General features: G+C 69.3%; 27 protein-coding genes. 11 read left to right on the forward strand and 16 right to left on the reverse strand.

The window, feature by feature from the left end:
• A partial coding sequence (locus tag QZ258_RS05260) for an integrase core domain-containing protein (RefSeq protein ID WP_294178878.1) occupies positions 1-127 on the forward strand: 127 nt, incomplete at its 5' end.
• A gap of 10 nt (positions 128-137) precedes the next feature.
• Here QZ258_RS05260 and QZ258_RS05265 read toward each other — a convergent pair.
• The 4 genes from QZ258_RS05265 to QZ258_RS05280 all read right to left on the reverse strand — a co-directional run bounded on the left by QZ258_RS05265 (position 138) and on the right by QZ258_RS05280 (position 4,150).
• Positions 138-680 carry a hypothetical protein gene (locus QZ258_RS05265; protein ID WP_294179639.1) on the reverse strand — a complete coding sequence of 181 codons (543 nt, stop codon included), beginning with the start codon at positions 678-680 and terminating at the stop codon, positions 138-140.
• Between the two features lie 80 nt (positions 681-760).
• Positions 761-2,296 (reverse strand): methyltransferase, encoded by a 1,536-nt coding sequence (locus tag QZ258_RS05270; protein WP_294179640.1) that lies wholly within the window; start codon positions 2,294-2,296, stop codon positions 761-763.
• Between the two features lie 28 nt (positions 2,297-2,324).
• Entirely contained in the window at positions 2,325-3,761 is a 1,437-nt protein-coding gene (locus QZ258_RS05275) for an MFS transporter (RefSeq protein WP_294179641.1), read from the reverse strand.
• Positions 3,758-4,150: a VOC family protein gene (locus tag QZ258_RS05280; RefSeq protein ID WP_294179642.1), complete on the reverse strand. Its 393-nt coding sequence runs from the start codon at positions 4,148-4,150 to the stop codon at positions 3,758-3,760. The genes QZ258_RS05275 and QZ258_RS05280 overlap by 4 nt, the downstream gene beginning before the upstream one ends.
• Positions 4,151-4,295: 145 nt before the next feature.
• Here QZ258_RS05280 and QZ258_RS05285 point away from each other — a divergent pair, with 145 nt between their 5' ends.
• On the forward strand, positions 4,296-4,790 hold the full coding sequence (locus tag QZ258_RS05285) for an FBP domain-containing protein (protein WP_294179643.1): 495 nt from the start codon (positions 4,296-4,298) through the stop codon (positions 4,788-4,790).
• 19 nt (positions 4,791-4,809) lie between these two features.
• Here QZ258_RS05285 and QZ258_RS05290 read toward each other — a convergent pair whose 3' ends face one another.
• Genes QZ258_RS05290 through QZ258_RS05305 form a run of 4 tightly spaced genes read right to left on the reverse strand, consistent with a single transcriptional unit; the run spans position 4,810 to position 7,378 of the window.
• Positions 4,810-5,013, reverse strand: coding sequence for a hypothetical protein (locus tag QZ258_RS05290; protein ID WP_294179644.1), 204 nt, complete (start codon positions 5,011-5,013; stop codon positions 4,810-4,812).
• A gap of 30 nt (positions 5,014-5,043) precedes the next feature.
• Positions 5,044-6,240, reverse strand: a complete 1,197-nt coding sequence (locus QZ258_RS05295; protein WP_294179645.1) for a cation:proton antiporter — start codon at positions 6,238-6,240, stop codon at positions 5,044-5,046.
• A gap of 9 nt (positions 6,241-6,249) precedes the next feature.
• Positions 6,250-6,744, reverse strand: coding sequence for a cation:proton antiporter regulatory subunit (locus QZ258_RS05300; protein WP_294179646.1), 495 nt, complete (start codon positions 6,742-6,744; stop codon positions 6,250-6,252).
• A gap of 37 nt (positions 6,745-6,781) precedes the next feature.
• On the reverse strand, positions 6,782-7,378 hold the full coding sequence (locus QZ258_RS05305) for a DUF3500 domain-containing protein (RefSeq protein WP_294179647.1): 597 nt from the start codon (positions 7,376-7,378) through the stop codon (positions 6,782-6,784).
• 170 nt (positions 7,379-7,548) lie between these two features.
• Between QZ258_RS05305 and QZ258_RS05310 the strand changes: the two genes are divergently transcribed.
• Together QZ258_RS05310 and QZ258_RS05315 are read left to right on the forward strand one after the other, a co-directional pair.
• Positions 7,549-9,666 (forward strand): nuclease-related domain-containing DEAD/DEAH box helicase, encoded by a 2,118-nt coding sequence (locus QZ258_RS05310; RefSeq protein ID WP_294179648.1) that lies wholly within the window; start codon positions 7,549-7,551, stop codon positions 9,664-9,666.
• Positions 9,667-9,693: 27 nt separating this feature from the next.
• Complete coding sequence (locus QZ258_RS05315) at positions 9,694-10,740, forward strand: NYN domain-containing protein (RefSeq protein WP_294179649.1); 1,047 nt, start codon at positions 9,694-9,696, stop codon at positions 10,738-10,740.
• Here QZ258_RS05315 and QZ258_RS05320 read toward each other — a convergent pair.
• Positions 10,737-12,209, reverse strand: a complete 1,473-nt coding sequence (locus QZ258_RS05320; RefSeq protein WP_294179650.1) for a cell wall metabolism sensor histidine kinase WalK — start codon at positions 12,207-12,209, stop codon at positions 10,737-10,739. The genes QZ258_RS05315 and QZ258_RS05320 overlap by 4 nt on opposite strands.
• Positions 12,206-12,934: a response regulator transcription factor gene (locus QZ258_RS05325; RefSeq protein WP_294179651.1), complete on the reverse strand. Its 729-nt coding sequence runs from the start codon at positions 12,932-12,934 to the stop codon at positions 12,206-12,208. The genes QZ258_RS05320 and QZ258_RS05325 overlap by 4 nt, the downstream gene beginning before the upstream one ends.
• A gap of 205 nt (positions 12,935-13,139) precedes the next feature.
• On the opposite strand from QZ258_RS05325, the gene QZ258_RS05330 reads away from it, so the two are divergent.
• Together QZ258_RS05330 and QZ258_RS05335 are read left to right on the forward strand one after the other, a co-directional pair.
• On the forward strand, positions 13,140-13,697 hold the full coding sequence (locus QZ258_RS05330; RefSeq protein ID WP_294179652.1) for an RNA polymerase sigma factor: 558 nt from the start codon (positions 13,140-13,142) through the stop codon (positions 13,695-13,697).
• On the forward strand, positions 13,694-14,227 hold the full coding sequence (locus QZ258_RS05335; RefSeq protein ID WP_294179653.1) for a hypothetical protein: 534 nt from the start codon (positions 13,694-13,696) through the stop codon (positions 14,225-14,227). Before QZ258_RS05330 ends, QZ258_RS05335 begins: the two co-directional genes overlap by 4 nt.
• A gap of 117 nt (positions 14,228-14,344) precedes the next feature.
• Here QZ258_RS05335 and QZ258_RS05340 read toward each other — a convergent pair whose 3' ends face one another.
• The 4 genes from QZ258_RS05340 to QZ258_RS05355 form a co-directional block, all read right to left on the reverse strand.
• Positions 14,345-15,223 carry a formylglycine-generating enzyme family protein gene (locus QZ258_RS05340; protein ID WP_294179663.1) on the reverse strand — a complete coding sequence of 293 codons (879 nt, stop codon included), beginning with the start codon at positions 15,221-15,223 and terminating at the stop codon, positions 14,345-14,347.
• Between the two features lie 91 nt (positions 15,224-15,314).
• Positions 15,315-17,075 (reverse strand): YhgE/Pip family protein, encoded by a 1,761-nt coding sequence (locus QZ258_RS05345; RefSeq protein ID WP_294179654.1) that lies wholly within the window; start codon positions 17,073-17,075, stop codon positions 15,315-15,317.
• Positions 17,072-20,032, reverse strand: coding sequence for an MMPL family transporter (locus QZ258_RS05350; RefSeq protein WP_294179655.1), 2,961 nt, complete (start codon positions 20,030-20,032; stop codon positions 17,072-17,074). The genes QZ258_RS05345 and QZ258_RS05350 overlap by 4 nt, the downstream gene beginning before the upstream one ends.
• 15 nt (positions 20,033-20,047) lie before the next feature.
• Entirely contained in the window at positions 20,048-20,602 is a 555-nt protein-coding gene (locus QZ258_RS05355) for a TetR/AcrR family transcriptional regulator (RefSeq protein ID WP_294179656.1), read from the reverse strand.
• Positions 20,603-20,690: 88 nt separating this feature from the next.
• Here QZ258_RS05355 and QZ258_RS05360 point away from each other — a divergent pair, with 88 nt between their 5' ends.
• Positions 20,691-21,371: an NADPH-dependent F420 reductase gene (locus QZ258_RS05360; protein WP_294179664.1), complete on the forward strand. Its 681-nt coding sequence runs from the start codon at positions 20,691-20,693 to the stop codon at positions 21,369-21,371.
• Positions 21,372-21,390: 19 nt separating this feature from the next.
• Here QZ258_RS05360 and QZ258_RS05365 read toward each other — a convergent pair whose 3' ends face one another.
• Positions 21,391-21,720 (reverse strand): AzlD domain-containing protein, encoded by a 330-nt coding sequence (locus QZ258_RS05365; protein WP_294179657.1) that lies wholly within the window; start codon positions 21,718-21,720, stop codon positions 21,391-21,393.
• Positions 21,713-22,501 (reverse strand): AzlC family ABC transporter permease, encoded by a 789-nt coding sequence (locus tag QZ258_RS05370; protein ID WP_294179658.1) that lies wholly within the window; start codon positions 22,499-22,501, stop codon positions 21,713-21,715. The genes QZ258_RS05365 and QZ258_RS05370 overlap by 8 nt, the downstream gene beginning before the upstream one ends.
• 175 nt (positions 22,502-22,676) lie before the next feature.
• On the opposite strand from QZ258_RS05370, the gene QZ258_RS05375 reads away from it, so the two are divergent.
• The 4 genes from QZ258_RS05375 to QZ258_RS05390 all read left to right on the forward strand — a co-directional run bounded on the left by QZ258_RS05375 (position 22,677) and on the right by QZ258_RS05390 (position 26,390).
• A complete protein-coding gene (locus QZ258_RS05375) occupies positions 22,677-23,795 on the forward strand; it encodes an AI-2E family transporter (protein WP_294179659.1) in 1,119 nt (372 codons plus the stop codon).
• Positions 23,796-24,103: 308 nt separating this feature from the next.
• Entirely contained in the window at positions 24,104-24,388 is a 285-nt protein-coding gene (locus QZ258_RS05380) for a DUF6596 domain-containing protein (RefSeq protein WP_294179660.1), read from the forward strand.
• Between the two features lie 373 nt (positions 24,389-24,761).
• Positions 24,762-25,778 carry a hypothetical protein gene (locus tag QZ258_RS05385; protein ID WP_294179661.1) on the forward strand — a complete coding sequence of 339 codons (1,017 nt, stop codon included), beginning with the start codon at positions 24,762-24,764 and terminating at the stop codon, positions 25,776-25,778.
• Between the two features lie 216 nt (positions 25,779-25,994).
• Positions 25,995-26,390: a DNA polymerase beta superfamily protein gene (locus QZ258_RS05390; RefSeq protein WP_294179662.1), complete on the forward strand. Its 396-nt coding sequence runs from the start codon at positions 25,995-25,997 to the stop codon at positions 26,388-26,390.
• The last annotated feature ends 474 nt before the right edge of the window (positions 26,391-26,864 follow it).

Genomic DNA, 26,864 nt, shown 5'->3' on the forward strand with positions numbered 1-26,864 from the left:
GGTGTTCTCCTCGAACCTTGAGCGTCAGCAAGCACTTGCGCCATGGCTGAACTACTACAACACTCAACGACGCCACTCAGCCCTCGATGGGCTCCCGCCGATCAGCCGAGTGTCACCAACGTCCTAGCCGGATACATCTAGAAGTCGAACCCGCCGAAGTCGCCGAAGTCGGTGCCGGTGTCGGTGTCGGTGTCGGTCTCGGCGGCGTCGAGACCGGAGCTCGCCTCGGAGTCGTAGGCGGCGTCCCACGGGAGAAACGCACTCACCAGAGCCGAGCCGATCACGTAGCCGGCCACGGTGCCGAGCAGCGCGCTCGTCACATTGGCGGCGAAGCTCGACCCAGAACGCGGGGCGGTCAGCGTGCGCTCCAGGGAACCGGGGGAACGCATCTCGGCGCGCGTCGCCGCGCGGGCGAGCGTCGCGGGCTCGCTGGAGAGGGGTCGTTCGCCCGTTCCCGCACCCCGGCTGAGCTCTTCGTAGATGACGGCACGCTGCTCATCGGTGAGCTTGCCGAAGGCCTCGACATGCACCTGTTCGATGGTCTCCGGCGGCGCCGTGCGAACCAGGTAGCGGTAGCGCTCGATGGCGCGCTCGTCGGCGCTGGGCGTCGATCGACGCGAGGAGATCCCGGATCCCGCCGACTGCTCATCGCTGCCGAACAGCCGTTCGAAGAGTCCCATGTCCGTCCTTTCGGGGACAAGGCTACGAATCGCGTCTGGGTGCGCGCTGTAATCGGGCTGAGTGCGGGATAACGGTGTGGTCACGAGATGTCGGATGCGGGAATCCGTAGCAGACCTCCGAGGATCAGCTCCCGCACTTCCGGGAGTATCTCGGCCCGCAGCGCCTGTTCGTCGACCTCAAGCAGCGCGGCAACCGCCACCAGGATGCTGCCGAGCGACAACTCCCCGTCGCAGGCGCCGACGACGGCGGCGAGCGCGGTGCCGACACGGAATTCGCGCCGGAATCCGCCGCCCTGACGCAGGGTCATCACCGTCGGATGCTCGTCTCCCGGCCAGTAGTGCCGTTCTTCCGTGACGTCGGGCGCGACCGCGAGGTGCCGTTGCGCGAGCGCGTCGTCGTCGAGTGTCGCCAGGGTGTCGTGCGCGGCGAGGGCCTCGGCGAGGTGCCCGCCGAGGCTGGCCGCGGCGTCACCGAGCGTCGCGTCGAGGCGCTCGGTGCGGGCCATCGGCCGGGCGTCCCCGTCCGTGCCGCCCCGCGCGCGCGGAGCCCGCAGCAGGAGGTAGCCGAACCCGATCGCCGTGACGCCGCGCGCGTCGAAGTCATCGAGCCACGCCCCCACCAAATGCTCGTAGTCGGGATGACCGGGGCGGGTGCCGCCGTCACGGATCCAGGTCTCGGCGTAGGCTGCGGGATCCTGGGTCTCGCGTTCAATGAGCCAGTATTCGAGCCCCGCATCCTCGGCCCACTCCGCGGCGCGTTCGAGCCCGTCGCGCGTGCCGTACTCCCAGTTGCCGAGAAGTTGCGCGACGCCGCCCGGAGCGAGGTGCTCGGGCAGTCCGGCGATGACCTCGGCGAGCAGCGCGTCTCCCACGCGTCCGCCGTCGCGGTACTCGTACTCGGGAACCCCGACCCGCCGCGGCGTGATGACGAAGGGCGGGTTCGACACAATCCGGTCGAACCGCTCCCCCGCCACCGGCTCGAACAGACTGCCCAGACGCAGATCGAGCGCCACCTCGTTCAGCCCCGCGGTCATCGCGGCGAACTCGAGCGCACGCGTCGAGATGTCGGTCGCGACCACCTCCTCGGCTTCGCGCGCGAGGTGCAGCGCCTGAATCCCACTGCCGGTCCCGAGGTCCAGCGCACGACCGACGCGCCCGGGCAGCTGAAGCCCGGCGAGGGTCGAGGAGGCCCCGCCCACGCCCAGCACGTGGTCCGGTCGCAGCGCCGCCCCGGTCGCGATCTCCCCCAGATCGCTCGCGAGCCACCACCACGCGGTGCCCCGCGCATCGATCACGTCGTAGGGGCGCAGGTCGAGCGTTGCCCGGTAGTGATCCTCGCGAGCACCGAGCAGTCCCGCGTCGAGGGCGCCGTCGAGCCCGAGCCTCGGCAGCGCGGCCGCCACCTCGTCCGCACCGGCATCGAGACCGAGCACGAACAGTCGCGCGAGCACCGCCGCCGGGTCGGAGCGCGATTCGAGCGCGCGCGCCGCCGGCACGCGGTCGCCGCGGCCGAGCGCCGCATCCGCCGCCGGCCCCCACAGCTCGCGCAAGGTATCGACACGGAACGACGCCGCCGCAAGATCGGACCGCAGGTCGGCGAGGAGGTGCGTATGCATCCCCCCATTCAACCCGAGTCGCGCGGGCTCAGTCCCCGCTCGCCGGCCCCGGGTCTCGGGAGAGCAGTTCGCTCGCCCCGAGGCCCGTCATGCCCTCGTCCTGTGCGTCGCCCGTCGCGTCGAGTGGGTTGCGACGCTCGTCGGCCGGGAGCTTCGCCAGCACGATCACGAGCACCGCGAGCACGGCCGGGACGAGGCCGGCGATCAGGAACGCGGGCCCGAAGCCGATCCACTCGCCGATCGGTCCGGCGATCGCCATCGACACCGGCATGAACAGCAACGACACGAAGAAGTCGAGGCTCGAGATCCGTCCGAGCAGCTCCGGCGGGACGCGGCGCTGCAGCAGCGTGCCCCAGATGACCTGGCCGACCGAGAACCCGGCGCCGACGATGAACACGGCGATCACCATGAGCCAGAGCTGGTCGGTGAACCCGATCACGACGAGCGGCAGACAGCTGAGACCCCACGCCAGGTTCATCACCGTCAGATAGCGCCGCGGCAGCGGCAGTGAGGCGACGACGAGCGAGGCGATCGCGCTGCCAATGCCGAAGGCGGCGAGCACGAGCGCGAAGGCGCCGGCCCCACCCCCGGTCTGATCGGTCACGGCGAAGGGCAGCAGCACCTCGATCGGCCCCATGATGACCAGCACGAGCAGCGAGGCAAAGACGAGGGTGGCCAGCAGCCACGGGGTGCGCACCATGTAACGGAAGCCCTCGGCGATGTCTCTCAGCAGGCTCCCCGCGGCGCTGCGCGCGGACGGAGGCGCGGCGGCGTCGACAGCCAGGGCCAGCTCGTCGCCGGGTTGCGGTTCGGGGCGTCGCAGCGGCGTCGGCTTCAGGCGCGTCAGCACGAGGGCTCCCGCGAACTGCGCGGCCGCGACCACGACGAAGGCGAGCGCGGGCGATGCCGCCGCGATCACGGCACCGGCCAGCGCCGGTCCCGCCGCCTGCATGATCGTGGGTCGCAGCGTGCCCTCGACGCCGTTCGCCGCGAGCAGATCATCGGCGGGAAGGATCGCGGGAAGCAGCGCCGAGTACGCCGGATAGAAAAAGCCGTCCGCGACGCCGAGCACGAATCCGACCACCGCCAGGTGCCAGATCTGCAGCGTGCCGGTCAGCGCCAGCGCCGCGATCGCGCCCGCCACGAGAGCCTTGGTGAGCTCGATCGTCAGCAGGATGCGCTGCTGCGGGATCAGGTCGGCGACCGCGCCGCCGAACAGCACGGCCAGCAGCAGGCCGATCGCGTTCGCCGTCGCCACATAGGACAGGTCGACGGGGCCGCCGCCCAGTTCGCGAATCTGGAACACCGACGCGACGAGCCACACGCCCGTGCCTGCAAGTGACAGCACCAGCGCCACGGCGAGGATGCGGTAGCGCGGCTCGAGGAACGGTCGCATCGCGCGAATCGGGGCGCGCGACGAGCGCCGCCCGCGCCGCGGGCGCTCCGTGCCCGGGCCCTCCGTCACTCGCGCTCCTCGATGATCCCGACGATGTTGCCCGCCGGGTCGGCGATCCAGGCGATCGTCGGACCGTCCTCGGGCGAGTCCGAACGAGCGACGCCGTCCTCGCCTTGACCCGGGAAGTCCGGATAGCGCAGCAGCTCGACTCCGGCGGCGGAAAGTTCGGCGACGGCCGCGTCCATGTCTACGACCACGAGGTTCAGCACCGTGAAGCCCGCGGCGGCGTGCTGCTCGCCCTTGTCGTAGATGAAGACGGATCCCCCACCGGGGAGCGTCAGTTCGAGCCCCATCGACGTTGCGACGATCGCGAGCCCGAGCCGATCGCGGTAGAACCGGAGCGCCTCATCGAGGTCGTCGACCGAGAAACTGGAGAAGGCGCCGATGGTGGTCAGCATGGGTCAGATCCTTCCGAATCGATGCGTACAGCGCTCACGTTGCCACGATCGCGCGGCGATGCATATCTTCCCCACGCCAACTGGGTGGAGGCTGACCCCGCGACACCGCGCGCACGCGCGAGGAGCCGCCTAGGGTGGAAGGCACATGAAGCCGCTGACCGCATCCGAGATCCGCGCCTCGTTCGTCAATGCCACGCGAGGCGAGATCGAGCGAGTCCCGATGCCGGGCCTGCACGAAGTGGTGTGGGGCGAGCGCGAATACCTCGGCTGGCGCGACCACAACGCCCCGCAGCGCGGGTACCTGGTCGTCTGGCGCGACGACAGGCCGATCGGTCTGGTCCTCCGCGCGGCCGAGAACCGCGGACGCGTGGGATCGGCGATGTGTTCGCTGTGCACCACGGCACAGCCCTCCGGGCAGGTCGCCATGTTCTCGGCGGCGCGCGCGGGCGACGCCGGACGCGCGGGGAACACCATCGGAACCTACATCTGCGCCGATCTGGCGTGCTCGATCCTGATCCGGATCGCGCCGCCGCCCTACGAACTGCAGCCGGAACCCGAGGTGCTGATCGCGCGTCGCTCAGCGACGCTCACGACGCGACTGCACGCCTTCACGACGCGCGTCCTCGACGCGGCCGCCTGACCGCGTCCAGCGACTCAGCTCAGTCGAACTTCTCGAGCAGATGGAACGGGATCGCGAACGCGATCGACGAGACGATCACGCCGAGGATGAAGAGCGAGGCCTCGAACGGGAAGCCGGGCATCCCGAGCGACGCGAAGAGCTCCTGACCGAGGAATGCGTAGCCGAAGAGGGCGAACGAGCCGAGAAACAGCGCAAAAGACACCACGAACCAGAAGACCTTCATAGCCACAGCCTAGCGAATTCGCGCACGCTGCTAGCCTCCCGACGCGGCCGTCTGCGGCGCCGTCGGCGTCGGGGCGACACGACGACGGAACCAGCCCGCATCCGGCACGCGCGCCAGCAGCGGACCCGCGATCACGGTGATCAGCACGTAGGCGGCAACCAACGGTGCGAGCCGCGGCTCGACCCCCGCGCTCACGGCAAGACTGGCGATCACGATCGAGAACTCGCCGCGCGGCACGAGCGCGAACCCGGTGCGCCAGCGCCCCAGCGTGCCAATTCCCGCCATCGCCGCACCACGGTAACCGCTGAAGACCTTGGTGGCCATCGTCACGACGGCGAGCAGCGCCGCGATCGGCAGCAAAGGAAGAATTTCGGCGGGGTCGGTCGACAGCCCGAAGAAGACGAAGAAGATCGCGGCGAACAGGTCGCGCAGGGGCGAGAGCACCTCTTCGGCTCGCTCGGCCACCTGTCCGGAGATCGCGATGCCGACCAGGAAGGCGCCGACCGCGGCCGAGACATTCACCTGCTGCGCGAGGCCCGCCACGAGCATCGTGAGGCCGAGAACCCCGAGCAGCAGCGACTCGGAGTGCGTGGACGAGAACGCCGAGGAGATCTTGCGCCCGTGACGCAGCGCGGCGAACAGGATCACGATCACGACCACGACCGCGATGACGAGCGCCGTCGCGCCCGCGACCACCCCGGCACCGATCACGAGCGCCGACAGCACGGGCAGGTAGAACGCCATCGCGAGGTCTTCGATGACGAGCACCGACAGGATCACCGGCGTCTCGCGGTTGCTCAGTCGTCGAAGGTCGCGCAACACCTTGGCGATGACCCCTGAGGAGGAGATCCAGGTCGCCCCCGCCAGCGCGAGCGCCGCGAGCGGACCCCAGCCGAGAAGGAACGCCAGGATCGCACCCGGCGCGGCATTCATCACAAGATCCAGAAGCCCGGCGGTGCGCGCCTGCTTGAGGCTCGCGACGAGCTCGGGCGCGGTGTACTCCAGCCCCAGCATCAGCAGCAGCAAGATGACGCCGAGTTCGCTGCCGATCTCGAGGAAGTCCTCCCCCGCATGAATCGGCAGCAGTCCGCCGTCACCGAGCGCGAGCCCGACGAGCAGATACAACGGGATCGCCGAGAACCCGAAGCGGTTGGCGACGCGCCCCAGCACGCTGAGTCCGAGCAGGAGCGCCCCGATTTCGATCAAGAGCAGGGTCGACTCGTGCACTTCGGAGCCTTACTCTGCGCCGCGGTCGAGCAATCGTGCGAGTTCTTCCAACCCTGCGCGGGTTCCCACCGCGATGATGGTGTCCCCGCCCTTGAGCGCGGTGTCGGGCGTCGGCGACGGGATGATGTCGGAGCCGCGAATGATCGCCACGATCGAGGTCTTGGTGCGCGTGCGCGCCTGAGTGTCCCCGAGGACGCCGCCCGCGAAGGGCGAGGTCATCGGCAGCGGCAGCTGTTCGGTGAACAGGCCCGCCACCTGGGTCGAGATCGCGGCCAGCTGGCCGAGCATCACGGAGGCGCCGAGGATGTCGGCGAGGCCAACCGCCTCCGCCTCGGTGAGGTCCACGGTGCCGAGCGCCGCATCCGGATCGGTGCCGTCGAAGATCGCGAGCTGGCGCTCTCCCGAGCGCTGGGAGACGACCCCGATGCGGCTTCCCGACTCCGTCACGAGGTCGTGTCGGGTGCCGATCCCGGGGAGATCGATCTTCTCGATGCGTGCGGCCATGCCGACAGCCTAGGGCGCTCGGCAGGAGTTCCTGGAATCAGCCGCCGAGCACCTCCGGCTCGACGAAGATCGTGTCCTCCGCGACGACGACCGAAATCGCCAGTTGCGTTCCCGAGAGCTGGAGGAAGACACTGCCGGTCGCGTCATCGAACAAGACGGTGACGGTGTACTCGTCGGAACTCCACGCGGTTCCGCCACCGGCCGCCGCGTCGAGCGCGTCGTCGGCGTTCATCATCGCGAGCAGGTGCGAGTACGCGTCGTCGCTCAGCACCGCCCGGAACAGGGTCAGGATCTGGATGCGTTGACCCGCGCTGAGATCGCCCAGGCGAATCCCCGTCGCGGCGTCGGTGAGCACCGCGAGCTGCGCGGCATCGAGATCCGCGAGCACGGCTTCGAGGGTGCTCGTGAGCTCCGCGTCGACGACATCCCGCTCTTGCACCGTGCTGGATGTCGTCGACGCGGATGCGGCGGCCGCGACCCCGCCGGCGGAGAGCCCGCCAATCAGAGCCAAGGTCGCGATCGCGCCGATGAGCTGTCGGAGGACGCCGCGATGGAACCGAAGATCCGCGGGGCTCGGCCCGCCGAGCCGGGAGGCGTCGGGTCGGTCGGGTCGGGTGTCATCGTTCGTGCTCATAAACACAGTCAGCCGCGTGCCGCTATGCGAGGTGCGTGGACGGTCTGTGTGCACGCTGAGAAACGGTGCCCCCCGAACGCGCGGATTGCGGGGGTAGACAGGTCGCGCCATGCTGGGGTGCACGGATGCAAGCCGGGGGGCTCCCGCATCCGGACACAAGGGGGAACACCGTGGCAGCGGGGAATCAATCTGCCGTCGATACGGCGCGCAACACGCTCAGCCTCGACGAACGCGCGCGTTTCGCGGGCGTCGCGGCGCAGATCTCACGCGCCTTCGGCAGCGCGACGTCGCCGGCAACGCGCCTCACCGACGCGCTGCTCGAGTTCGAGCCGCTCGGCTGGACGCTTCTCACCCACCGCCGCTGGCCGGCGCGAACCGTCGCGAATGTGGATGCCATTCTGGTTGGCCCCGGCGGGATCGTCGTCATCGATCTCGAGCCGTGGCGTTCCACGACAGTCAGCGCCGAGGCTGTGTGGCACGACGACGAGGAGGTGACGGAGCACGTCGCGACAACGGGCGACCTGCTCTACGTCCTCCAGGAGCAGTTCGCCGAGTTCGGCGTGCCGGCGACATCGGTGCGCGCCCTCCTCGTCTGTTCCGACGGTCCCGACCTGGACGAGTCGCTGTTCGGAGTGCGGATCCTGGGCAACGAAGCGCTGGCGCTGCGCACGATCGCGCGCCTGCCCCATCGCCTCGACGCCGCCGACGTCGCCCGCGTGCGGACCGAACTCGAAGCGCTCTTCCCTTCCCTGACGACCGGGCCCATCCCCGTCGTCCGGGCTCAGACCGACACGCGCGGCGTGTCGTCGTCGGTTCCTGGAGCCGATTCCCCCAGCGGCCCCGGCCAGCAGCTCGAGCAGCGCCTGCCCCCCAACCAGGTGCTCGAGGATCTGCTGGCCGGGGTTCACCTGCGTCCGGCGGTGCCGCAGGTGGGATTGCTGGATCCGGTGCAGGCCCGCGCCATTCGCCGGAGCTTCTCGGGCCCGAGCCGCATTCGGGGAGCGACCGGCACGGGCAAGACGCTTGTCGCCCTGCATCGCGCGGCGTACCTGGCGCGGACAACCGGTGAGCGCGTGCTGGTCACCAGCTACGTCACAACGCTCCCCCACGTGCTCGCCGCGCAATTCCGAGAGCTGGCGCCCGATGTCGCCGACCGCGTCGAGTTCTCGAGCGTTCACTCGTTCGCGTATCGGTTGCTCGTCGCACGCGGCCAGCGGCCCCGACTCGACGGGAAGCTCGCACGGCAGGCGTTCCACGAAGCGTGGGCCGAGGTCGGCGCCACGGGGGCGCTCGCGCGCGCCGATGCCGATCCCGCCTATTGGCGTGACGAGCTCGTCTACGTGATCAAGGGGCGCGGACTGCGCGTCTGGGAGGAGTACGCGGCGCTGGCGCGCGCCGGCCGTCGGCGGGCGCTGGGGCCGGAACTGCGCCGCGAGGTGTGGGAGCTGGCCCTCGCCTACGAGGCCGCGCTCCACCGCCACGGCATTGTCGACTTCGAAGACCTCGTATTGAACGCCGAGCAATCGTTGCGCGAGACGCCGAACACCGACTTCGGCGCCGTCATCGTCGATGAGGCGCAAGACCTCTCGTGCGCCATGATCCGCATGCTGCACACACTCGTCGGCGACCGCCCGGACGGGCTGCACCTCGTCGGCGACGGTCAGCAGACGCTCTACCCGGGCGGGTACACGCTCGCGGAGGCCGGTGTCGCCATCGCCGGCCGCGGCGTCGTGCTGGCGACCAACTACCGCAACTCCTCCGAGGTCCTCTCGGCGGCGCACGAGTTGATCGAAGGCGACGAGTATCTCGACATCGAGGGCGCTCTCACCACGGGGCCCCTCGAGCTTCCCGCGCTCGCGAAACGCGGACCGGCGCCCGTGCTCCGGGTGTTTCCCTCGCGCGCCGAGCACGACGCCTCCTTCATCAGCCACATCCGCGACCTGCTGGCCTCCGACGATCACCTGCGTCCGAGCGACATCGCGGTGCTCGCCCTCACACGGTGGAACAGCCGCGCGGCGGTCATGGTGCTCGAGTCGGCCGGCATCCGCACGCAAGACCTGCAGGAGCTGGATGCGCATCCCGACGCCGTCCATGTCGGCACGATCAAGAGGGCCAAGGGTCTCGAGTTCACCGAGGTCATCGTCGTGCAGGCGCCTGGGGAGCTGCTGGATCACCCCTCGGACTCCGACGGAGACGATGGCAGCGCCGAAACGCGCGAGTTCCAGCGCCGTGAACTGTACGTCGCCATGACGCGCGCGCGACACGGTCTGTGGGTCGGGGTCGCATAGCGACCCGGAAGCGGCGAGACTGGGGCCATGGCTTCCCCCACTGATCCGCGCGTCGCGGTCTACATCGACTTCGACAACATCGTCATCTCGCGATTCGACCAGCTCCACGGCAAGGGGGCGTGGCGCAACGAGAACGCCCGCGATGCGCGGCCCGGCGAGAAGGGCGAGCTGAGCGGCAAACTCGCCTCCGCCACCGTCGACGTCGGCGCCATCCTCGACTACGCCTCGAGCTTCGGCACCGTCGCGCTGAGCCGCGCCTACGCCGATTGGTCGGTTCCCGCCAACGCGAGCTATCGGAGCCAGCTCGTTGACCGCGCCGTCGACCTGACCCAGATGTTTCAGACCACGAAGGCCGGCAAGAACGGCGGAGACATCCGACTCTCGGTCGATGTGCTGGAGGATCTGTTCCGACTTCCCGACCTGACGCACGTGGTGATCGTCGCGGGCGACTCGGACTACATCGCTCTCGCGCAGCGCTGCAAGCGGCTCGGCCGGTTCGTCATCGGCATCGGTGTCACCGGCGGCACGAGTCCGGCGCTCATCGCCGCGTGCGACGAGTACGAGATGTACGACGCGATTCCGGGGATCGAAAAGGCCCCGGCCGCGCCCGCGGCGCCCGCTCGTCGTCGCGGCGGGAAGTCGGCGAACAAGTCAGAGCCGGCCGCCGATGCCGACAGCCCTGAGGCGAAGGCCGCGGAGCCCGAGACCGAGAAGCCGACGAGTGAGACCGACGGAGAGAGCGAATCTCGCGAGCTGAGCGCCGCCGCCGCCGCCCGCCTGCTCGACCGGGCGCTCGAACTCGGCCACGCCAAGGACGTCGAATGGCTGAACCCCTCGGCCGTCAAGTCGCAGATCAAGCGAATGAACCCGTCGTTCAATGAGAAGCTGCTCGGGTTCAAGACCTTCACCGACTTCGTGCTCGCGCACGACGAGATCGCCGAGGTGAAGGTCGAGGGTAGCCAGCGCAGCGTGCGCAAGCGCGAGGCGCCCGCGGCCGAACCTGAGCCGCCGGCGAAGGCCGCGCCGCGCTCGCGCCGCGCTCGCAAGCCCGCGGCCTCGCCCGACACCGACTAGCGGGACGCGAGCGGCAGCTCGACGACGAATTCGGTGCTGCCCGGCGAACTGGTCACCGTCACACTGCCGCCGTGGCTTTCGGTGATCGCGCGCACGATGGCGAGCCCGAGGCCCGTGCTGCCGCCCGGGGCGGTCGACATCCGCGCGCGCGCCCGGGAGTCGTCTCCGCGCACGAAACGCTCGAACAGGGTCGGCAGAATCGCCTCCGGAATTCCGGGGCCGTCATCGGCGATGCGCACGCGCGCGAACTCGTCATCCGCCTCGACCGAGGTTCGAACGTGCGTGCCCTCCGGAGTGTGGATGCGCGCGTTGGCCAGGAGGTTGGCGACCACCTGGTGCAGTCGTCCCGCGTCACCCGGCACGGTCACCGGCTCCTCGGGAAGCACAAGCTCCCACTGGTGGCCCGATCCGGCGGCGTGCGCATCACTCACCGCATCGACCAGCAGCCGTGACAGGTCGACGGGATCGCTGTGCAGTGCGGGCCCCGAGTCGAGTCGAGCCAGCAGAAGCATGTCTTCGACGAGCGAGGTCATGCGCTGCGACTCGGAGTCGATGCGCTCGAGCGAGCGGGCGAAGTCGGGATCCAGATCCGGTGCCTTGGTGCGCACGAACTCGGAGTAGCCGCGGATCGAGGCCAGGGGTGTGCGCAGTTCGTGGGAGGCATCCGCGACGAAGCGGCGCAACTTGTCTTCGCTGGCCTGACGCGCCGTCAGCGCGGTCTCGACGCGGCCGAGCAGCCGGTTGAGCGCGGCCCCGACGCGGCCCACCTCGGTTCCCGGCGCGGTCGCGGATTCGGGCACGCGTTCGGCGAGCTGAACCTCGCCCTCGTCGAGCGGGAGTTCGGAGACGCGCGTCGCCGTGACGACGACTCGGTCGAGGGGTCGCAGGGCGATCCGCACGACCACGGTGCCCAGGGCCGCGGCCGCCCCGAGCGCCAGCGCGGTGACGAAGGCGATGGTGATGGCGAGCTGGGTGACCGTCTCGTCGATGTCGTCGAGCGAGAGCGCCACGATCACCGAGGAGGTCGAGTTCAGCGGTTGGGCGATGACGCGGTACCGGCCGAGCCCGTCGCCGAGGTCGACGGTGGTGGGCTCACCGTCGACGGGGACGGAGACGAGCGCGAGTCGCTGGGCGCTCGTGAGCGACTGCTCTTCGCCCGTCTCGGTGAGGTAGCCGGCCTGCACGAACACGCCATCGACGACGAGCGCACCGATCGCCCCCGCCGCTTCGCCGAGCACGAATCCGCCCACGGGTGGCGCGTCGTCGCGATCGCCGAGACCGCCGGGCCGCACCAGGACGGCACCCGATCGCCCGACCGACGCGTCGAGCTGACGGTCGAGACGGTCGAGGAGACTGTTCTGCAGCACCGCGGTGCTGACGGCACCGATCGCGACGCCGAGCGTGACGATCAACGCCAGGATGCCGGCGACGAGCCGACGCCGCAACGACCAGGGGCGACGCGTCGTCACGAGGTCGGCTTCAAGACGTAGCCGACCGAGCGGACGGTGTGGATCATGGGCTCGCCCAGTACGTCGATCTTCTTGCGGAGGTAGGAGATGTAGAGCTCGACGACGCTCGACTTGCCGCCGAAGTCATAGCTCCAGACCCGGTCGAGGATCTGTTCGCGGCTGAGCACGCGGCGCGGATTGCGCATCAGGAAGCGCAGCAACTCGAACTCGGTGGCGGTCAGGTCGACCGACACGTCGCCGCGTCGCACCTCGTAGCTCTCTTCGTTGAGCACGAGGTCGCCGACGCGGATCTCGGGGCCGCTGTCGACCGTCGCGCCCAGCATGGTGCGGCGCACGAGACCACGGAGGCGGGCGACGACCTCTTCGAGGCTGAAGGGCTTCGTCACGTAGTCGTCGCCGCCCGCGGTGAGTCCCGCGATCCGGTCGTCGACGCCGTCCTTCGCCGTGAGAAACAGCACGGGCGCGTCGTTTCCTGCCGCACGGAGCCGCTGCAGCACCTGGAGTCCGTCGATGCCCGGCATCATCACGTCAAGGACGATCACGTCGGGGTTGAATTCGCGAGCGATGCGCAACGCCGCGTGTCCGTCTTCGACGGCCCGCGCCTCCCACCCTTCGGCGCGCAGTGCCATGCGCATGAGATCGCCCAGGCTCGCCTCGTCGTCGACGACGAGGGCGCGAACGGGTGAGCCGTCGGGGTGTCGCAAGGCCGGGGCAACGGATGTCATGCGGCAACCCAACCGCAGTTTTCTATGAATCGACTGTGGTTTCCCGCCCCGGGGTCGATTCGTGCGGGACCGCCCCGCATAATTATTCAATCGAATGTGCGAATGACTGATGAATGGTCAAGAATCTGCGATCCTTGTCACAGAATTTTCTTCAGGGCTGTCAGATTCGAGACGCGAGCGACAGTACTTAGGTGGAGGTGAAGACGTGGACCCCGACGTCGACCTGATCAACCGTGCGCTCGCGCGCGATGATCGGGCGTTCGGCGATCTCTTCGACCGGCATTCCATCGCTGTGTACCGTTTCGCCTACGCACAGACCCACGACGTGGTGAGCGCTCAAGAACTCGTTCAAGAGACGTTCGTGACGGCGTGGAAGAAACTGTCCGACATCCGACTGGTCGACGCGTCGATGCTGCCCTGGCTCATCGTCACGTGTCGCTACCACGCCCAGAACCTTCGCCGCGTCATGGCCAAACACGACTCGCTCCCGCTCGATGAGCACATCGCCAACCGCGGCGCCGAGTCGATCCACCGTGAACACCTCGCCAGCATCGAAGAACTCGAGTGGGTCTTCGAGGCGATCAATGGACTCAGCGCGACCGACCGGCGCGTCGTCGAGCTGTGCCTGTACGAGGGCCGCACCTACCGCGAGGCGGCCGCAGAACTCGGCATCACCGTGAGCAACGTCACCAAACGCGTTCAGCGCAGCCGCGAACGCCTGCGGCGCCAGCGCACCGCGCTGGAAGCGGAGAGCGCATCATGACCCCCCTGCCGAACGACGACGAGATCCGCAGCCAGTTGGCCCCGGTGCGAGCTCGCGTGCTCGCGGCCGGGCGCACCGAGAGCACCCTCCTCGGCCTCCCGCTTCCCGGCCGCCGACGCCGGCTCCTCGCGCTCGCCGTCGCCGCCGTTGCGGCGGCAGGCCTCACCGTGGGCGCCGTCGGAGTCGCGCAGGTGTACTACGACACTGCCACCACGGCATGGTGCTACGAGGCCCCCGACCTGTCGTCCCGATCAGTGCAGGTCATCGACGCCCGCGGCGCGGGTCAGTCCCTCTTGGTCGCCGACCGTTACTTCGCGACCTCACCGACCGAAATGTGCGCGGTGTACTGGGAGTCGGGTGAATTCACGGCGACCGTCGCCGAGAGCACGGCGCGCGACATGCCGCGCCTGATCGCCTGCGCGCAATCGACACGACTTGCGTTGGTCTTTCCTGCTCGGAAAGGTCTGACGCCCGAAGAACTCTGCGGGACCCTGGGTCTCGCGGCATGGGATTCCGACTCAGGGGTGTGAGGAATCTAGCCGGGAATCGAGCCCAGTTCTCGGTCCCGCAGAGCAAAGGCGGTGCCCGCCCCGTGGATCAGGGCCACGGCGGCGGGCACCGGCCGAATCGCCCACCGGCGACGCGAATCAGCGCGCGCAGCGGAAGCCGAGGTGCGTCGTCGACGAGTCCTCGGTCTGCGCCGAGCGCGCGGCGGGCCGGTAGCGCAGGCAGTACTCGGGGGCGCACAGGTGCGAGCCGCCCTTCGTGACGCGTCGGGAGCGCGGGTCGGGGCTGTCGCTCACCGGCTCCGCGCTCGGGCTGCAGCCACACGTCGGCGCTGGCGCCAAGTGGGTGTCCTCCCACGCATCCGCCGTCCACTCCCAGGTGTTGCCGGTCATCTCGTACAGCCCGAAGCCGTTCGGCGGGAACGACCCGACCGGCGCCGTGCCGACCCAGCCACGCGCGCCCGTGTTGAGGTACGGAAAGCGCCCCTGCCAGGTGTTCGCGAACGGCTCTTCGCGCTGGTTCGCCTCTTCGCCCCAGGCGAAGGTCGCCCCGTCGAGCCCGCCGCGCGCGGCGAACTCCCACTCCGCCTCCGTTGGGAGGCGCTTGCCCGCCCAGGCCGCGTAGCTCGCGGCGTCGGGGTAGGCCACCTGCACCACTGGGTGGTCGAGCCGCTCGTCAATCGTGCTGTCGGGCCCCTGCGGATGCCGCCACGACGCCCCGGGAACCCAGCGCCACCATTGGCGCCAGTTGCGCAGGTCGACGGGGCCGACGGTGGGCGTGAAGACGAGCGATCCGGGCTCGAGACTCGCCAGGTCGGCGCCCGGGAAGTCGGACGGGTCCAGCGGCCGCTCGGCGACCGTGACGTAGCCGGTGTCGGCGACGAACGCCGCGAACTGGCGGTTCGTCACCGCATAGCGATCGATCTCGAAGGGCTTCACCGTGGCCTCGACCACGGGACCTTCCTCCGGGTAGTGCGCCTCAGATCCCATCCGAAACGTCCCGCCCTCAAGTCGAACCATCTCGCCCTGCTCGACCGTCGCCTCGTCGCTCATAAATGCCGTATCCACCCTCGTTCTTGTTGCATCCAGACTACGGCGCGAGCGCCGCAGCCTACGCGCTCGCGGGGAGCAGCCCGAGCGCCGCGGCGCGGCGCGTGCGGCCGAGCGCGAGTGCTGCGGCGGCGACACTCAGCGCGCCGAAGGCGAGCAACGCCACCGCCATTCCGATGACCGTCGACGCCGCACCGCTCGCGATGATCTGCTGCAGTCCCGTCGTCGCCCAGGTGAGCGGCAGGTACGGGCTGACCGCCGCGAACGGCGCCGCGAGCGCCTCCGTCGGCACGACGCCGAGCGCGGCGAGCTGCACCGCGAGCACGAGGAACGAGCCGATCAGGCCGGGCCGGCCGAACGCGATCGTGAGCGCCGCGTGGAACGCGGTGAAGGCCGCGGCTGCGAGCAACGAGAACACGAGCGTCGCCGGAAGCAGCGCCCAGGAAACGCCGGCGACGAGGTGCAGCAACCCGACCAACAGCACCGCCTGCGCGCCGGTGACCGCGGCGGCGCGCACGAGCGTCGTCGCCAGCAGGCGACCGGATGCGGCGGAGGAGCCCAGCATGCCGCGCGTGAGCGGCGCCAGCGCGAGGAAGCTCACGATCGCCCCAATCCAGAGCGCGAGCGGCACGAGCGGGGTGGCGATCGCCTGCATCGCGTCGTCGACCTGATTGTCGGTGGTGAGCGCGTAGCCGACCGGGTCGGCCGCGACCGCCGCGAGCGCCTCGGTGGAGCCCTCCTCCCCCACGAACGCCTCGGCGCCCTCATCGAGTCCGGTCGCGAACTCTTCGGAACCGGTCGCGAGCTCGCCGATGCCGTCGGCGAGCTCGTCGGCCCCCGTCGCCAAGGGCGTGCCGTTGTTGGCGAGCGCCGTTGCCCCCGAGGCCAACTCCGAGATTCCACCCTGGATGCCGCTGACCGCGCTGGAGGTGCCGGCCGCGAGGTCGCTTCCGCCGTCGGCCGCCTCCTCGAGAAGCGCCGAGAGGTAGGCGAGCGTGCCGAGCAACGTCGGGTTGGTGGGGTCAGACTGCAACGCAGTCGCGGTCGCCGCGATCTGCTCCGAGAGCTGCGCGACGCCCGCGGTGTACTCGCGGGTTCCCGCCACGAGCGAATCGAGGTCGCCCGCGCCCGCATCGAGCTCGCGGGCACCGCTCGCAAGCGACGCAACACCGCCGGTGTAGGAGCCGACGCCGTCGGCGAACTCGACCGCCCCCGAGGCCGCCTCGGCGGCGCCGTCGGCCAACTGCTGCGCCGCATCCGCCGCCTCGGTCAGCGAGTTGCCGACCTCGTCGAACACGCCGACGATGAACTGTTCGGTGATCTCGCTGCCGAAGGCGCGCACCATTCCCTCGCCGAGGGCCGAGGCGACGGCCCCGGAGACGTAGGAGTGGGCGTCGTCGGTGCGGATCTCGATCGAGGCCTGCTGCGGGTCGTCGCCGCCCGTGGAGAGGATCGACTCGGAGAAGTCCGCCGGCACGGTCAGCACCGCGTAGACCTCTCCCGCGGCGAGCATCGCGGCCGCGTCGGCATCGTTCGTCAGCTGCCAGTCGAGGTCGGCGGGCGAGTCGGAGCCGGTCAGCTCGGTCACCAGCTGGCGCCCGGCGAGGATGTACTGCTCCTCCCCGTCATCCCCGGTCTGGATGATCGCTTCGTCGTCGTTCACGATCGCGACGGGCACACGCTCCAGGCCCGTCGCCGGATCGCCGATCGAGGCGAGGAAGAGTCCGGCGAAGGCGAGCGGAACCAGCACCACCGCGACGACGGCGGCGATGCGCCACGAGCGGATGCGGCGCGAGGCCGAGACGGGAACCAGGGCGCTCATCGCGCAACTCCTTCGATCGCGGCAACAGAAACGGTGGTAATCATGCGGCGCGCCGCGCTCGGGGCGACGGCGAGGCCCGGAACCCCGACGATGACCGTCGTCGTCGCGGGCGCCAGCCGGTCGAGACCGCGGATGAACACGGCCGCGTCCTCCGGATCGCCGAAGGCGCTCACCGCGTCGAGGATCACGAGCGGCGTGTCCTCCGCGAGTGCGACCGTCGCCAGGGCGAGGGCGCGGTCGAGTTGCGGTAGCTCGGCAAGCGCCGTCGAGGCGGTGAGGTCGCCACGCAGCCCGAGCTCGCGCAGCGTCGCGTTCAGCCGGGCGATGCGCGCGGCGGTGATCTGGTGGGCGCGCACGGAACGCGCGAGCGAACCGGTGACGCGAATGCGTTCGGCCAGCAGCACGCCGAGTTCGGCACCGACGCCGGCCCGGCCCGGTCCGTCGAGATCGCCCAGGGCGACGCGACGCGCGGCCCGCGACGACTCGGAGGGCAGCGGATGCCCGAGCACCTGGGCGCGACCGGCGAGCGGCGGGATGCGGCCCGCGATGGTGGCCGCGAGCAGGCGACGCTCGGCGGCATCCACACGGTCGGTGTCGAGCAGCGCGATCGCGCCAAGCGGCACGGCGAGCCGGAACGGGCCGACCGCCTCGCGCTCGGTGCCGAGGGTGAGCGCGTCGAGCGTGACGGCGTCGCCCGCGGCCAGCCGCTCGTGCGCCCACTCGCTCGCCTCGCGGTGCTGGGCGAGACCGGCGCCTTCGACATCCAGATCGGGCAGGATGCGGTCGAGCCAGCGCGGGATCTTCCACGCCCAGCGGCCAGCGAGCGCCATCACGGCGGGCACGAGCGTCATGCGAATGAGGAACGCATCCGCCGCGATGCCGACGGCAAGTCCGAGCGCGATCACCTTGATGACGTCACTGCCTTCGGGCACGAACGCGGCGAAGACGAAGAACATGATGAGCGCCGCGGCGGTGACGACGCGCGCCGCCCCCGCGAATCCGCGCACGACCGAGTCGCGCGCAATCCGGTTTTCCTCCCGCGCGCTGAGCGTCTTGCCCACGGTCTGGTGCACGTACGACTCGCGCATGCCGGAGACGAGGAACAACTCGTAGTCCATGGCGAGGCCGAACAGGATCGCCATCAGCAGCACCGGCATGAAGCTCAGGATCGGTCCCGCCTCGGCATGCAGGAGCTCGGCACCCCAGCCCCACTGGAAGACCGCGACGCTCGCACCCATTCCGGCCAGCAGCGAGAGCAGGTAGCCGAGGGCCGCCTTGATCGGCACCAGGATGGAGCGGAAGACCGCGGTGAGCAGCACGATCGACAGGCCGACGACGATGATGCCGAACGGGAGCAGCGCCGAGTCGAGCCGTTGCGAGATGTCGATCTGCACGGCCGTCGTGCCGGTGACGGAGATCTCGGTGTCGTAGCGCTCCTCGAGTTCGGGAGCGAGGGCGCGGATCTCCTGCACGAGGGCGGTCGTTTCGGCATCCGCCGGACCGGTCTCGGGAACCACCTGAATGATGCCGGTGTCGAGGGTCTCGTTCGGAACGCCGTCGCTCGCGGAGGCGACGCCGTCGAGCTCGGCGATCTCGTCGGAGATCGCCTCCAACTGCTCGAAGATCTCGGTGGTCTGGGTGATGTCGACCGTCACGATGAGCGGCCCGTTCTGGCCCTCGCCGAACTCGGCCGCGATCAGGTCGTAGGACTCGCGGGTGTCGGTGCCTTCGGCCTGCGTGGCGCCGCTCGGCAGCGCGAGCTGTAGCGAGAAGGCGGGAATCGCGAGAGTACCGAGCACCCCGACGACGGCGAGGATCGCCACGATCGGCGCCTTGACGACGAGGCCGACCCAGCGCTCCCCCAGCGTGGGCTTGTGCGCCGGCACGGCCTCCCCCGCCGACTCGGCGAGCTCCGCGCGCGCCCTCGCCGCGGCCCTGGAGCTGGCGCGGGGCGCGAGGCGGTGCTTCAGCAGGCCCATGAGCGCGGGCAGCAGGGTCAGCGCGGCGAGCATTGCCGTGACGACCGAGCCGGCCGCCGCGACACCCATGGTGCCGAGGAACGGGATGCCGACCACCAGCAGACCGGCGAGCGCGATGACGACGGTGATCGCCGCGAACACGACCGAGCCGCCCGCGGTGGCGACGGAGGTCGCGGCGGACTCTTCCGCATCCATGCCGGTGGCGAGTTGCTGTCGATGCCGGTTGAGGATGAACAGGGCGTAGTCGATGCCGACCGCGAGCCCGATCATGAGGGCGAGCATCGGGGTCGTGGTGGAGATGGTCGTGAATCCGGCGACGACGAGCACGCCGCCGAGGGAGACGCCGAGGCCGAGGAACGCCGAGAGCAGCGGGAGCCCGGCGGCGACGAAGGAGCCGAAGGTGACGATGAGCACGAGGGCGGCGAAGGCGACGCCCACCAGTTCGATGATCGTCAGCCCGAAGCTGAACGACTCGAAAACGTTGCCGCCGTAGGCCACCTGGAAGCCGTCATCCTGGAGCGCTTCGGTCGCCGCGCGCAGGTCGTCGAGGGTCGATCCGGCGATCTCTTCCATCGATCCGCTGAACTGCACCTGCACGAGCACGGTGTCGCCGTCGTCGCTGATGGCCTCGTTCGCGAACTCACTGAACGGTGAGACGGCCTGTTCGACCCCGTCGATGTCGTTGAGTTCGTCGACGAGGGTCTCGATCTGGTCGGAGACGGTCGTCTCGATGACCCCGCCGTCCGGATCGTGCACCACGATCTGAGCGCTCGCCCCCGCGGTCTGCGGGAACACGGCCGCCAGCAGGTCGATCGCCTCCTGCGACTCGGTGCCGGGGATCTCGTAGGAGTCCTGGAGGGTGCCGCCGAGTAGCAGACCGCCGCCGAGGGCCGCCGCCGTGGCGATGAGCCAGGCGGTGATCACGAGGAGGGCGCGACGGTAGGCGAAGCGGCCGAGTCGGAACAGAAGGGTAGCCAAGGGTGTGGTCTCCGGTCAGCGGGCGGGTCGGGCGATCAGTTCGCCGAGGATGCGGGTGAGAACGGGGCGGAGCTCGTCGGGATCAAGCGCGGGGCCCTGCCGGAATCGGCCGGCGGCGGCGAGCAGGTAGGCGGCACCGGCGAGCGCGATTCCGAAGCGGACCTGTTCCTCCATGGAGCCGCCTTGGCGCTCGAAGTGCCCGGCGATCCGAGCGACGAGGGCGTTGGCGCGTTCGATGATGGCGACGTCTTCGAGGGCGTCGGCCTGGTTGACGAAGATGTGCACGCCGAGTCGGTGCTCGAGGAGGAAGTCGACGAACTCGGCGAGGAAGGCGCGGCGCGCGCTCAACGAGGTGTCGAGCCCCTCGAAGGAGGCGACGATGGCTTCGAGAGCGTCAACCGTGCGGGCGAGCGCGGCGCCGAGCAGTTGCTCTTTGCTGGCGAAGTGGTAGAGCACGCTGGCTTTGGAGACCCCCGCCGCATCGGCGATGTTCTGCAGCGAGGTGGCGGCGTAGCCCGCGCTCGAGAACTGTTCGAGCGCGATGCGCGGCAGCTCGTCGGGAGTGGCCATGGTTTCGACGGTAGCTGACCGCTCGGTCAGGTCTTGACCGAGCGGTCAGATTGTCGGCGAACGCTCAGTTGCTCGACACTTTCGCGACATCTGGAATACGCGCGGCGCGCACGCGTTGACTTGCACCATGACAACTTTCGGAATCATCGGCGCAGGCAACATCGGCAGTCAGGTCGCCCGCGCGGTCATCCAGCACGGCCACCAGGTCGTCATCTCGAACTCGCGCGGTCCGGAGACGCTCGCGGAGCTGATCACCGAACTCGGGCCGAACGCACGCGCGGCCACCGCCACGGAGGCGGCTGAGGCGGCTGAGGTCGCCGTTGTGACCGTGCCACTCAAGGCACTCCCCGATGTTCCCGTCGCGCCACTCGCCGGAAAGATCGTGATCGACACGAACAACTACTACTTCGAGCGCGACGGCCACATCGAATCCCTCGACCGCGGCGAGGCCACCACATCGGGGCTGCTGCAGGCGCACCTGCCGACCTCGAAGGTCGCGAAGGGCTTCAACAACATCCGCTCCGCCGAGATCACGACCGACGGCAGCCCGGCCGGCACACCGGATCGCCGCGCGCTGGGAACGGCGAGCGATTACCCGGAGGCGAGCGCCTTCGTGGCCGCGCTCTACGACCAGTTGGGCTTCGACACCGTCGACCTCGGGCCGCTCAGCGAATCGTGGCGGCTTGAACGCGACCGCCCGGGGTACGGGACCCGGCAGACCCGCGACCAGATGCTCGCCAATACGGCCGCCGCCAACCGGGTGCCCTAGCCGCCAGCCGGGCGAAGGCTTAGCGCAGCCCGAACTGGACGAGCGCGAACACGATCCCCCACCACACGATCAGGCCACCGACCAGGCCGACGACCATCTGTCGGCGCCAGCGCCAGAGCAGCGTCGCCACGATCGCGGCCACGATCGCGGGGATCGTCTCGATGAGAGAGATCTCACCGCGCGGCGCCAACAGGCCGGGCACCGCAATCGCGCCGAGCACCGCCGGACCGACGAGCGGCAGGAAGCGCAGCGCGCGCTTCGGGGGGCGGACCTTCTTCGTCACCAGGAAGAGCACCCGAGTGACGTAGGTGGCGACTCCCGAGAGCAGGATCGCGAGGGCGTCAAGCATCCGTTGCTCCCGTCACCGGGTCGGCGTCGGCCGCGTCGACGGGCAGCACGCGGCCCGTCGACGTCGTGCGCGCGAGCACGAGCCCGCCCGCGAGCAGACCGGCGAACGCGCCGACCATGAGCCCGGCGCCGAACGGAAGCGGCTGCGCCAGCAGCGCCACCACTCCCCCGACGACCGCGGCGACAAACCCGGCGCGATCTTTGATCAACGGCAGCGCGAGCAACAAAAACGTGAGCGGGATCGCCAGCTCGAGCGGCACCCAGGCGGGCACCAGCCCACCCAGCAGCACCCCGACCGTGATGAGTGCACTCCAACCGACGAGCGCCATGAGCGCCGCCCCGAAGAAGTAGCCGAGCTGTTCCCCGCGCGCGCCCGCCCCACCGGGACGCTCGAAGCGCGAGATCGCGAGCGCGTAGACCGGGTCGGCGAGCAGGAACGCCGCACCGAGCCGCTGCGGCCGCGACCAGTCGGAAAGATGCGGCTCGAGCGAGGCGCTGTAGAGGAGGTGCCGTGCATTGACGATCAACACGGTGAACACGACGAGGGCGACCCCGGCGCCCTGGCCCAGCAACTGCACGGCGATCAGCTGCGAGGCGCCGGCGAAGATGATCGGACTCGACAGGATCGACAGCGCCGGATCGACATCCGTCTGCGCCATCGCCGCGCCGGCCGCCAGCCCGAACGGGATGTAGCCGAGCACGATGAGCGCCGCGTCGCGAATGCCGGCGAGCGTCGCGGCGCGGGAACGCTCGCGGTCGGTCAGCGGGGGCTCGGTGCTCACCGGGAGAGTCTGACAGGTGCGGACGACGGGCGCGCGGACCGCATCCGGATGGGTGGCCCGCCGCACGCGAAGGACGCACGCGGCACATCCCCCGGCAGCAGTACTCGACCCGTGCGCGAGTCCATGAAATGCTCGAATCCGCACGACGCGCTTTCGCGCATCCAAGGAGTCAGCCATGTTCTCGCGCCGCCGCCGCAAGACAGAATCCGAGTTGCCCACCCAGGTGGTGCCGAGCGTCGGCAGACTGTGGACCGACCGGCTCGGTGTCGTCAGCACACGAAGCCTCCAGGTGCTCATCACGATCGCCCTCGCCACTCTCGTCGTGTTCGCGCTCGTGCAGCTGCGGATCGCGGTCATTCCGGTGCTGTTGGCGGTGATCATCGCATCCGCGTTCAGTCCGCTCGTCACGTGGATGCGCAGCCGCGGCATGCCGGCAATGCTCGCCGCGTGGGTCGCCCTCATCGGGTCGCTGCTCGTGCTCGGCGGGGTCGTCACCGCGATCGTGTTCGCCGTGCGAAGCCAGTGGGATTCGCTGTGGGAGCAGGCGCAGTCCGGTTTCGACGAGCTGGTGGGTTGGGTTCAGGACCTGCCGCTGCCGCTCGACGAGATCGACTTCGACGGGCTCACCGCCGACGTGATCGATTTCGTGACGAGTTCGCAGTTCGGCACCGGGGCGCTCTCGGGCGCCGTCGCCGTCGGCGAGTTCTTGGCCGGCTTCGTGCTGTTCATCGTGATCCTGTTCTTCTTCCTCAAAGACGGGGATGCGATCTGGCGCTTCCTGCTGACGCCGTTCGACCGTCGCGGGCACGAGCGCGGCGAACGCATCGGCCGCACCGCCGTCACCACCCTCGGCGGATATGTGCGCGGCACGGCGATCATCGCCGCCGTCGACGCCATCGCGATCGGCATCGCGCTCGCGATCCTGCAGGTGCCGCTCGCGCTGCCGCTGGCCATGATCGTGTTCGTGGCCGCGTTCGTGCCGATCGTGGGTGCAACCGTCGCGGGCGCGCTCGCCGCGCTCGTCGCACTCGTCGCCAACGACCCGTGGGTGGCGCTCATCGTCATCATCGTCGTCATCGGCGTCAACCAGCTCGAAGGTAACCTGCTGCAGCCGGTCGTCATGGCGCAGTCCCTCAAGCTGCACCCGCTCGTGATCTTGCTCGCCCTGAGCGCCGGCACCATCCTCGGCGGCATCGTCGGCGCGGTGCTGTCGGTGCCGATCGCGGCGACGGCGTGGGCGATTGTGAAGGCGTGGGATGCGTCGGGCGGGCGCGAGACGAAACCGTCCGGCTGAGTTCCAACGTTGGCGTTGCCGGATACTCTGGCGTCTCGAAGCCGTCTGGGGCAGTAGCGCGTCGCCGTGCAGCGAATACAGCACTCACGAGGCACGAGCTGTCGCTCAGCGAGGGAGGCGCGCAGCACTGTCGCTTCGTTCCTTCGCCACGCACACGCCACATCGGGGATTAGCCAGACCGAACTCAGTCGCTGACCGAGAGCTGGCGGTGAGATGCGGCACTCACCGTGTCGGACTCTCGCGGTCTGCCGCCACATCACGCCTCTCGACGCCGATGGCGCGTTCGAGATGCGGGAATCCCCTTCCAGGTGCCGGCGCGTTCCGAGCTGCCGACCCAGCTGCCCGCGGTGCTCGAGGCGATCCATGGTGCCTACGCGATCGACTGGCTCGACCAGCGGGAGCGCTACCGCGAGTCGCTCGCCGACGAGGCCCGCTGGCTCGCCGTGCTCACCGCGACCCTGCTCGACTCGCTCGGCCGCCCCGTCGCCGAGGCGCGGGGGCTCGCCGCGCTGCCCACCCTCGCGCAGTCGCGGGCCCCCGCACGCATCGGCGACCCGTGGCCGCCCCTCGATGCGCACGACACCACGCTCTGAGACGGCGAGCTGATCGCGGAGGGCGGGTCCCCCCTTGCGTCGAGCGGCGCCACTCGGCTACCCAATCGGACGCGGCCAACTCAAGGCGGCAGTCCAAAGCGTGCACTGCGACCGCGCGCGCACCGACGACGTGGACCGCGAAATGCTCGTGAAGCTGTACCGCGGGTTGGTGGAGGTGGCGCCGACCGCGGGGGCCGGGCGGGGTTGGTGGCGGCGCTGGGCTAGCGCAACGGCCACCGAGCGTGGGGCCGCGAACCTTAGTCCTCCTGCAATAAACGCAGACCAGAACTCGCCTCGCGGTTGCGCGAGAAGAACTGCGAAGAGGCTTCGCTACCTTTCGCTCACTTACTCGCATTGCTAGATAACATCAGGCATGAACTCGCTCGCCGGGCAGCCTCGACACGGTGCCTCAAAGTGGCGACCACGGCTGCGGACGGCCGGCGCGTTTGCGCTGATCGCCGTGTTCGTCGCACTCGCGGTAGCGCCGACTATCCAAGCGCGAGTCAACATAACCGAGGTCGCAGAATCAACGCTCTACGTCGAGCCCGCTAGACCTGAACTCTACGGTGAAGCGGTCGGGTCCGGATTGGAACTTCAAATCGGGGGATCAGACGATGGTGCGTGGCGAGTTTCTGGCGTCGAGCGATACATCTACATAAGCGCCTACGCAGTTCTTTTGACGGCGGTGAGTTCGACCCTGCCCGAATGGACCCTGCATCTTCCGAGCTCGACCCTCGCGGTTCGAAGCGCGCAGCCACCGACATCCTTTGATCGCGAATCTCAACTTTGGGTGTGGGGCAACTGGGTAGAAGTCCGCCCGAGCAGCGAACCTGAGTACCACTTCGCACCCGTCGTGTTGGAGCGGCCGGACACCGATGTCGCTGCGCACGTGATCGACCTGGAGCTGAAGCTCGCGATACCGGCATATGGAAGGCCGCTGAGCGACTGGCGCTGGCTCGAGTCTGCGAGCCTGAACTGGGAGCCAAATGTCGCGGCCAACGCCGAATGGAGCGGATGGGACGGGTTGCAGTACAGCGAAGGTCGCATCATGACCGCTCAGGACGCGAGAGATATCATGCTAGCTGACGATCCTGCCGATGTGATCGCGCAGCTTCGAAGTGGAGTGACAGCGCCGGTCCTCCTCCGGATCTGTCGCGAATGCGAGCCGTTGGCAACTTATCCAGACGGTGGCTATACCCTCAACGGCCAGTCGGATTGGCACCTGGGCGAGTACAACCGGAGACTCGCGTTTGCATGGGACACGCCGTGGTACCCATGGTTCTGGCTTTGGCTTCCCGTCCTGAGTCTGATCGGCAGCCTTTTCGTCGGCACGGTCACCTGGCTCGTGCGCCAAGGACTCGGAATTCGTTCAACTGTGCGAAGGCACTAGAGCGCAAGTCTCTCCCTCACCCGAAGGCATGATTTCTCGGCGATGAGAATTCGCTAGATTCCCCCATGCGCAACATCCCCACCACCCTCGACCCCACCATCGTCACCGCCATCGACGAGAATTTCGACGTCATCGAGCGCGACCACGGCGTGCGCATCGCCTGGTCGCTCTAGAGCGGGAGCCGCGCGTGGGGCTTCCCGTCGCCCGACGGCGACAATGACGCGCTTCATCTACATCCGCGATCGTGCCGAATACCTGACGCCCTGGCCGCGTCGCGACGTCATCGAGACGCCGTTCGACAAGGTCTTCGGCGTCAACGGCTGGGATCTCATGAAGGCCTTGCGTCCGCTCGTCAAGGGCAACGGACCCTTCACCGAGAGGCAGCGTTCCCCGTCATCTACCGCGGCGACGGGGAGTTTCGCGACGGCCTGCTCGACGTCGCAGAGCAGGTCATCGACCGCTCCCTGCTCGGGCACCACCACCTGCACGTCGGCCTCAACAACTGCGCGAGGGCGCCAGCCTCAAGAAGTTCTTCTACGCCTGCTCCCCGCCGCCGTCCTCCGATGGATGCGCGACAACCCCGACCACTCCGTGCCACCCATGCAACTGTAGACCGCCTTCGCGGAGTCGACCGCTCCACGCGACGTCGTCTCAGCGGCGGAAGACCTCATCGCCCTCAGGTCCGAGACGCGCGAACTCGGCTCGGGCGAGGCGCCAGCGGTCTTGCGCACTTTCGTCGGTACCGAGTTCGCGGATGCGGGCGGGCGATACGAGGGGACGGAGGCTGGCGGACGGGGTGCGGCGCACGCCGGGTGTGAGGCTTTTTTGCAACTCGCCCTCGAATAGTCCACCATGCACCGAGGCCCCGCCGCGCATCTCCGTCCGCTCATGGGGCACTCTGCGGACAATACTGTCGCCTCTATCGAAGCGGGGAGGCAGCCTCGTCCAGTAGTGCCCCATAAAGTGGTGTAGCCCGGTGGCTGGCTTCGTCGTAGACGTAGGCGCGGCCACCGTGTGATCCTTCGAGGAATCTCCTACAACCCACTCGAAAGGTGTCATCACGATGACCGCACCTCATATTGTCGA

This window comes from uncultured Schumannella sp., from assembly GCF_905479755.1.
Lineage (GTDB): Bacteria > Actinomycetota > Actinomycetes > Actinomycetales > Microbacteriaceae > DCRR01.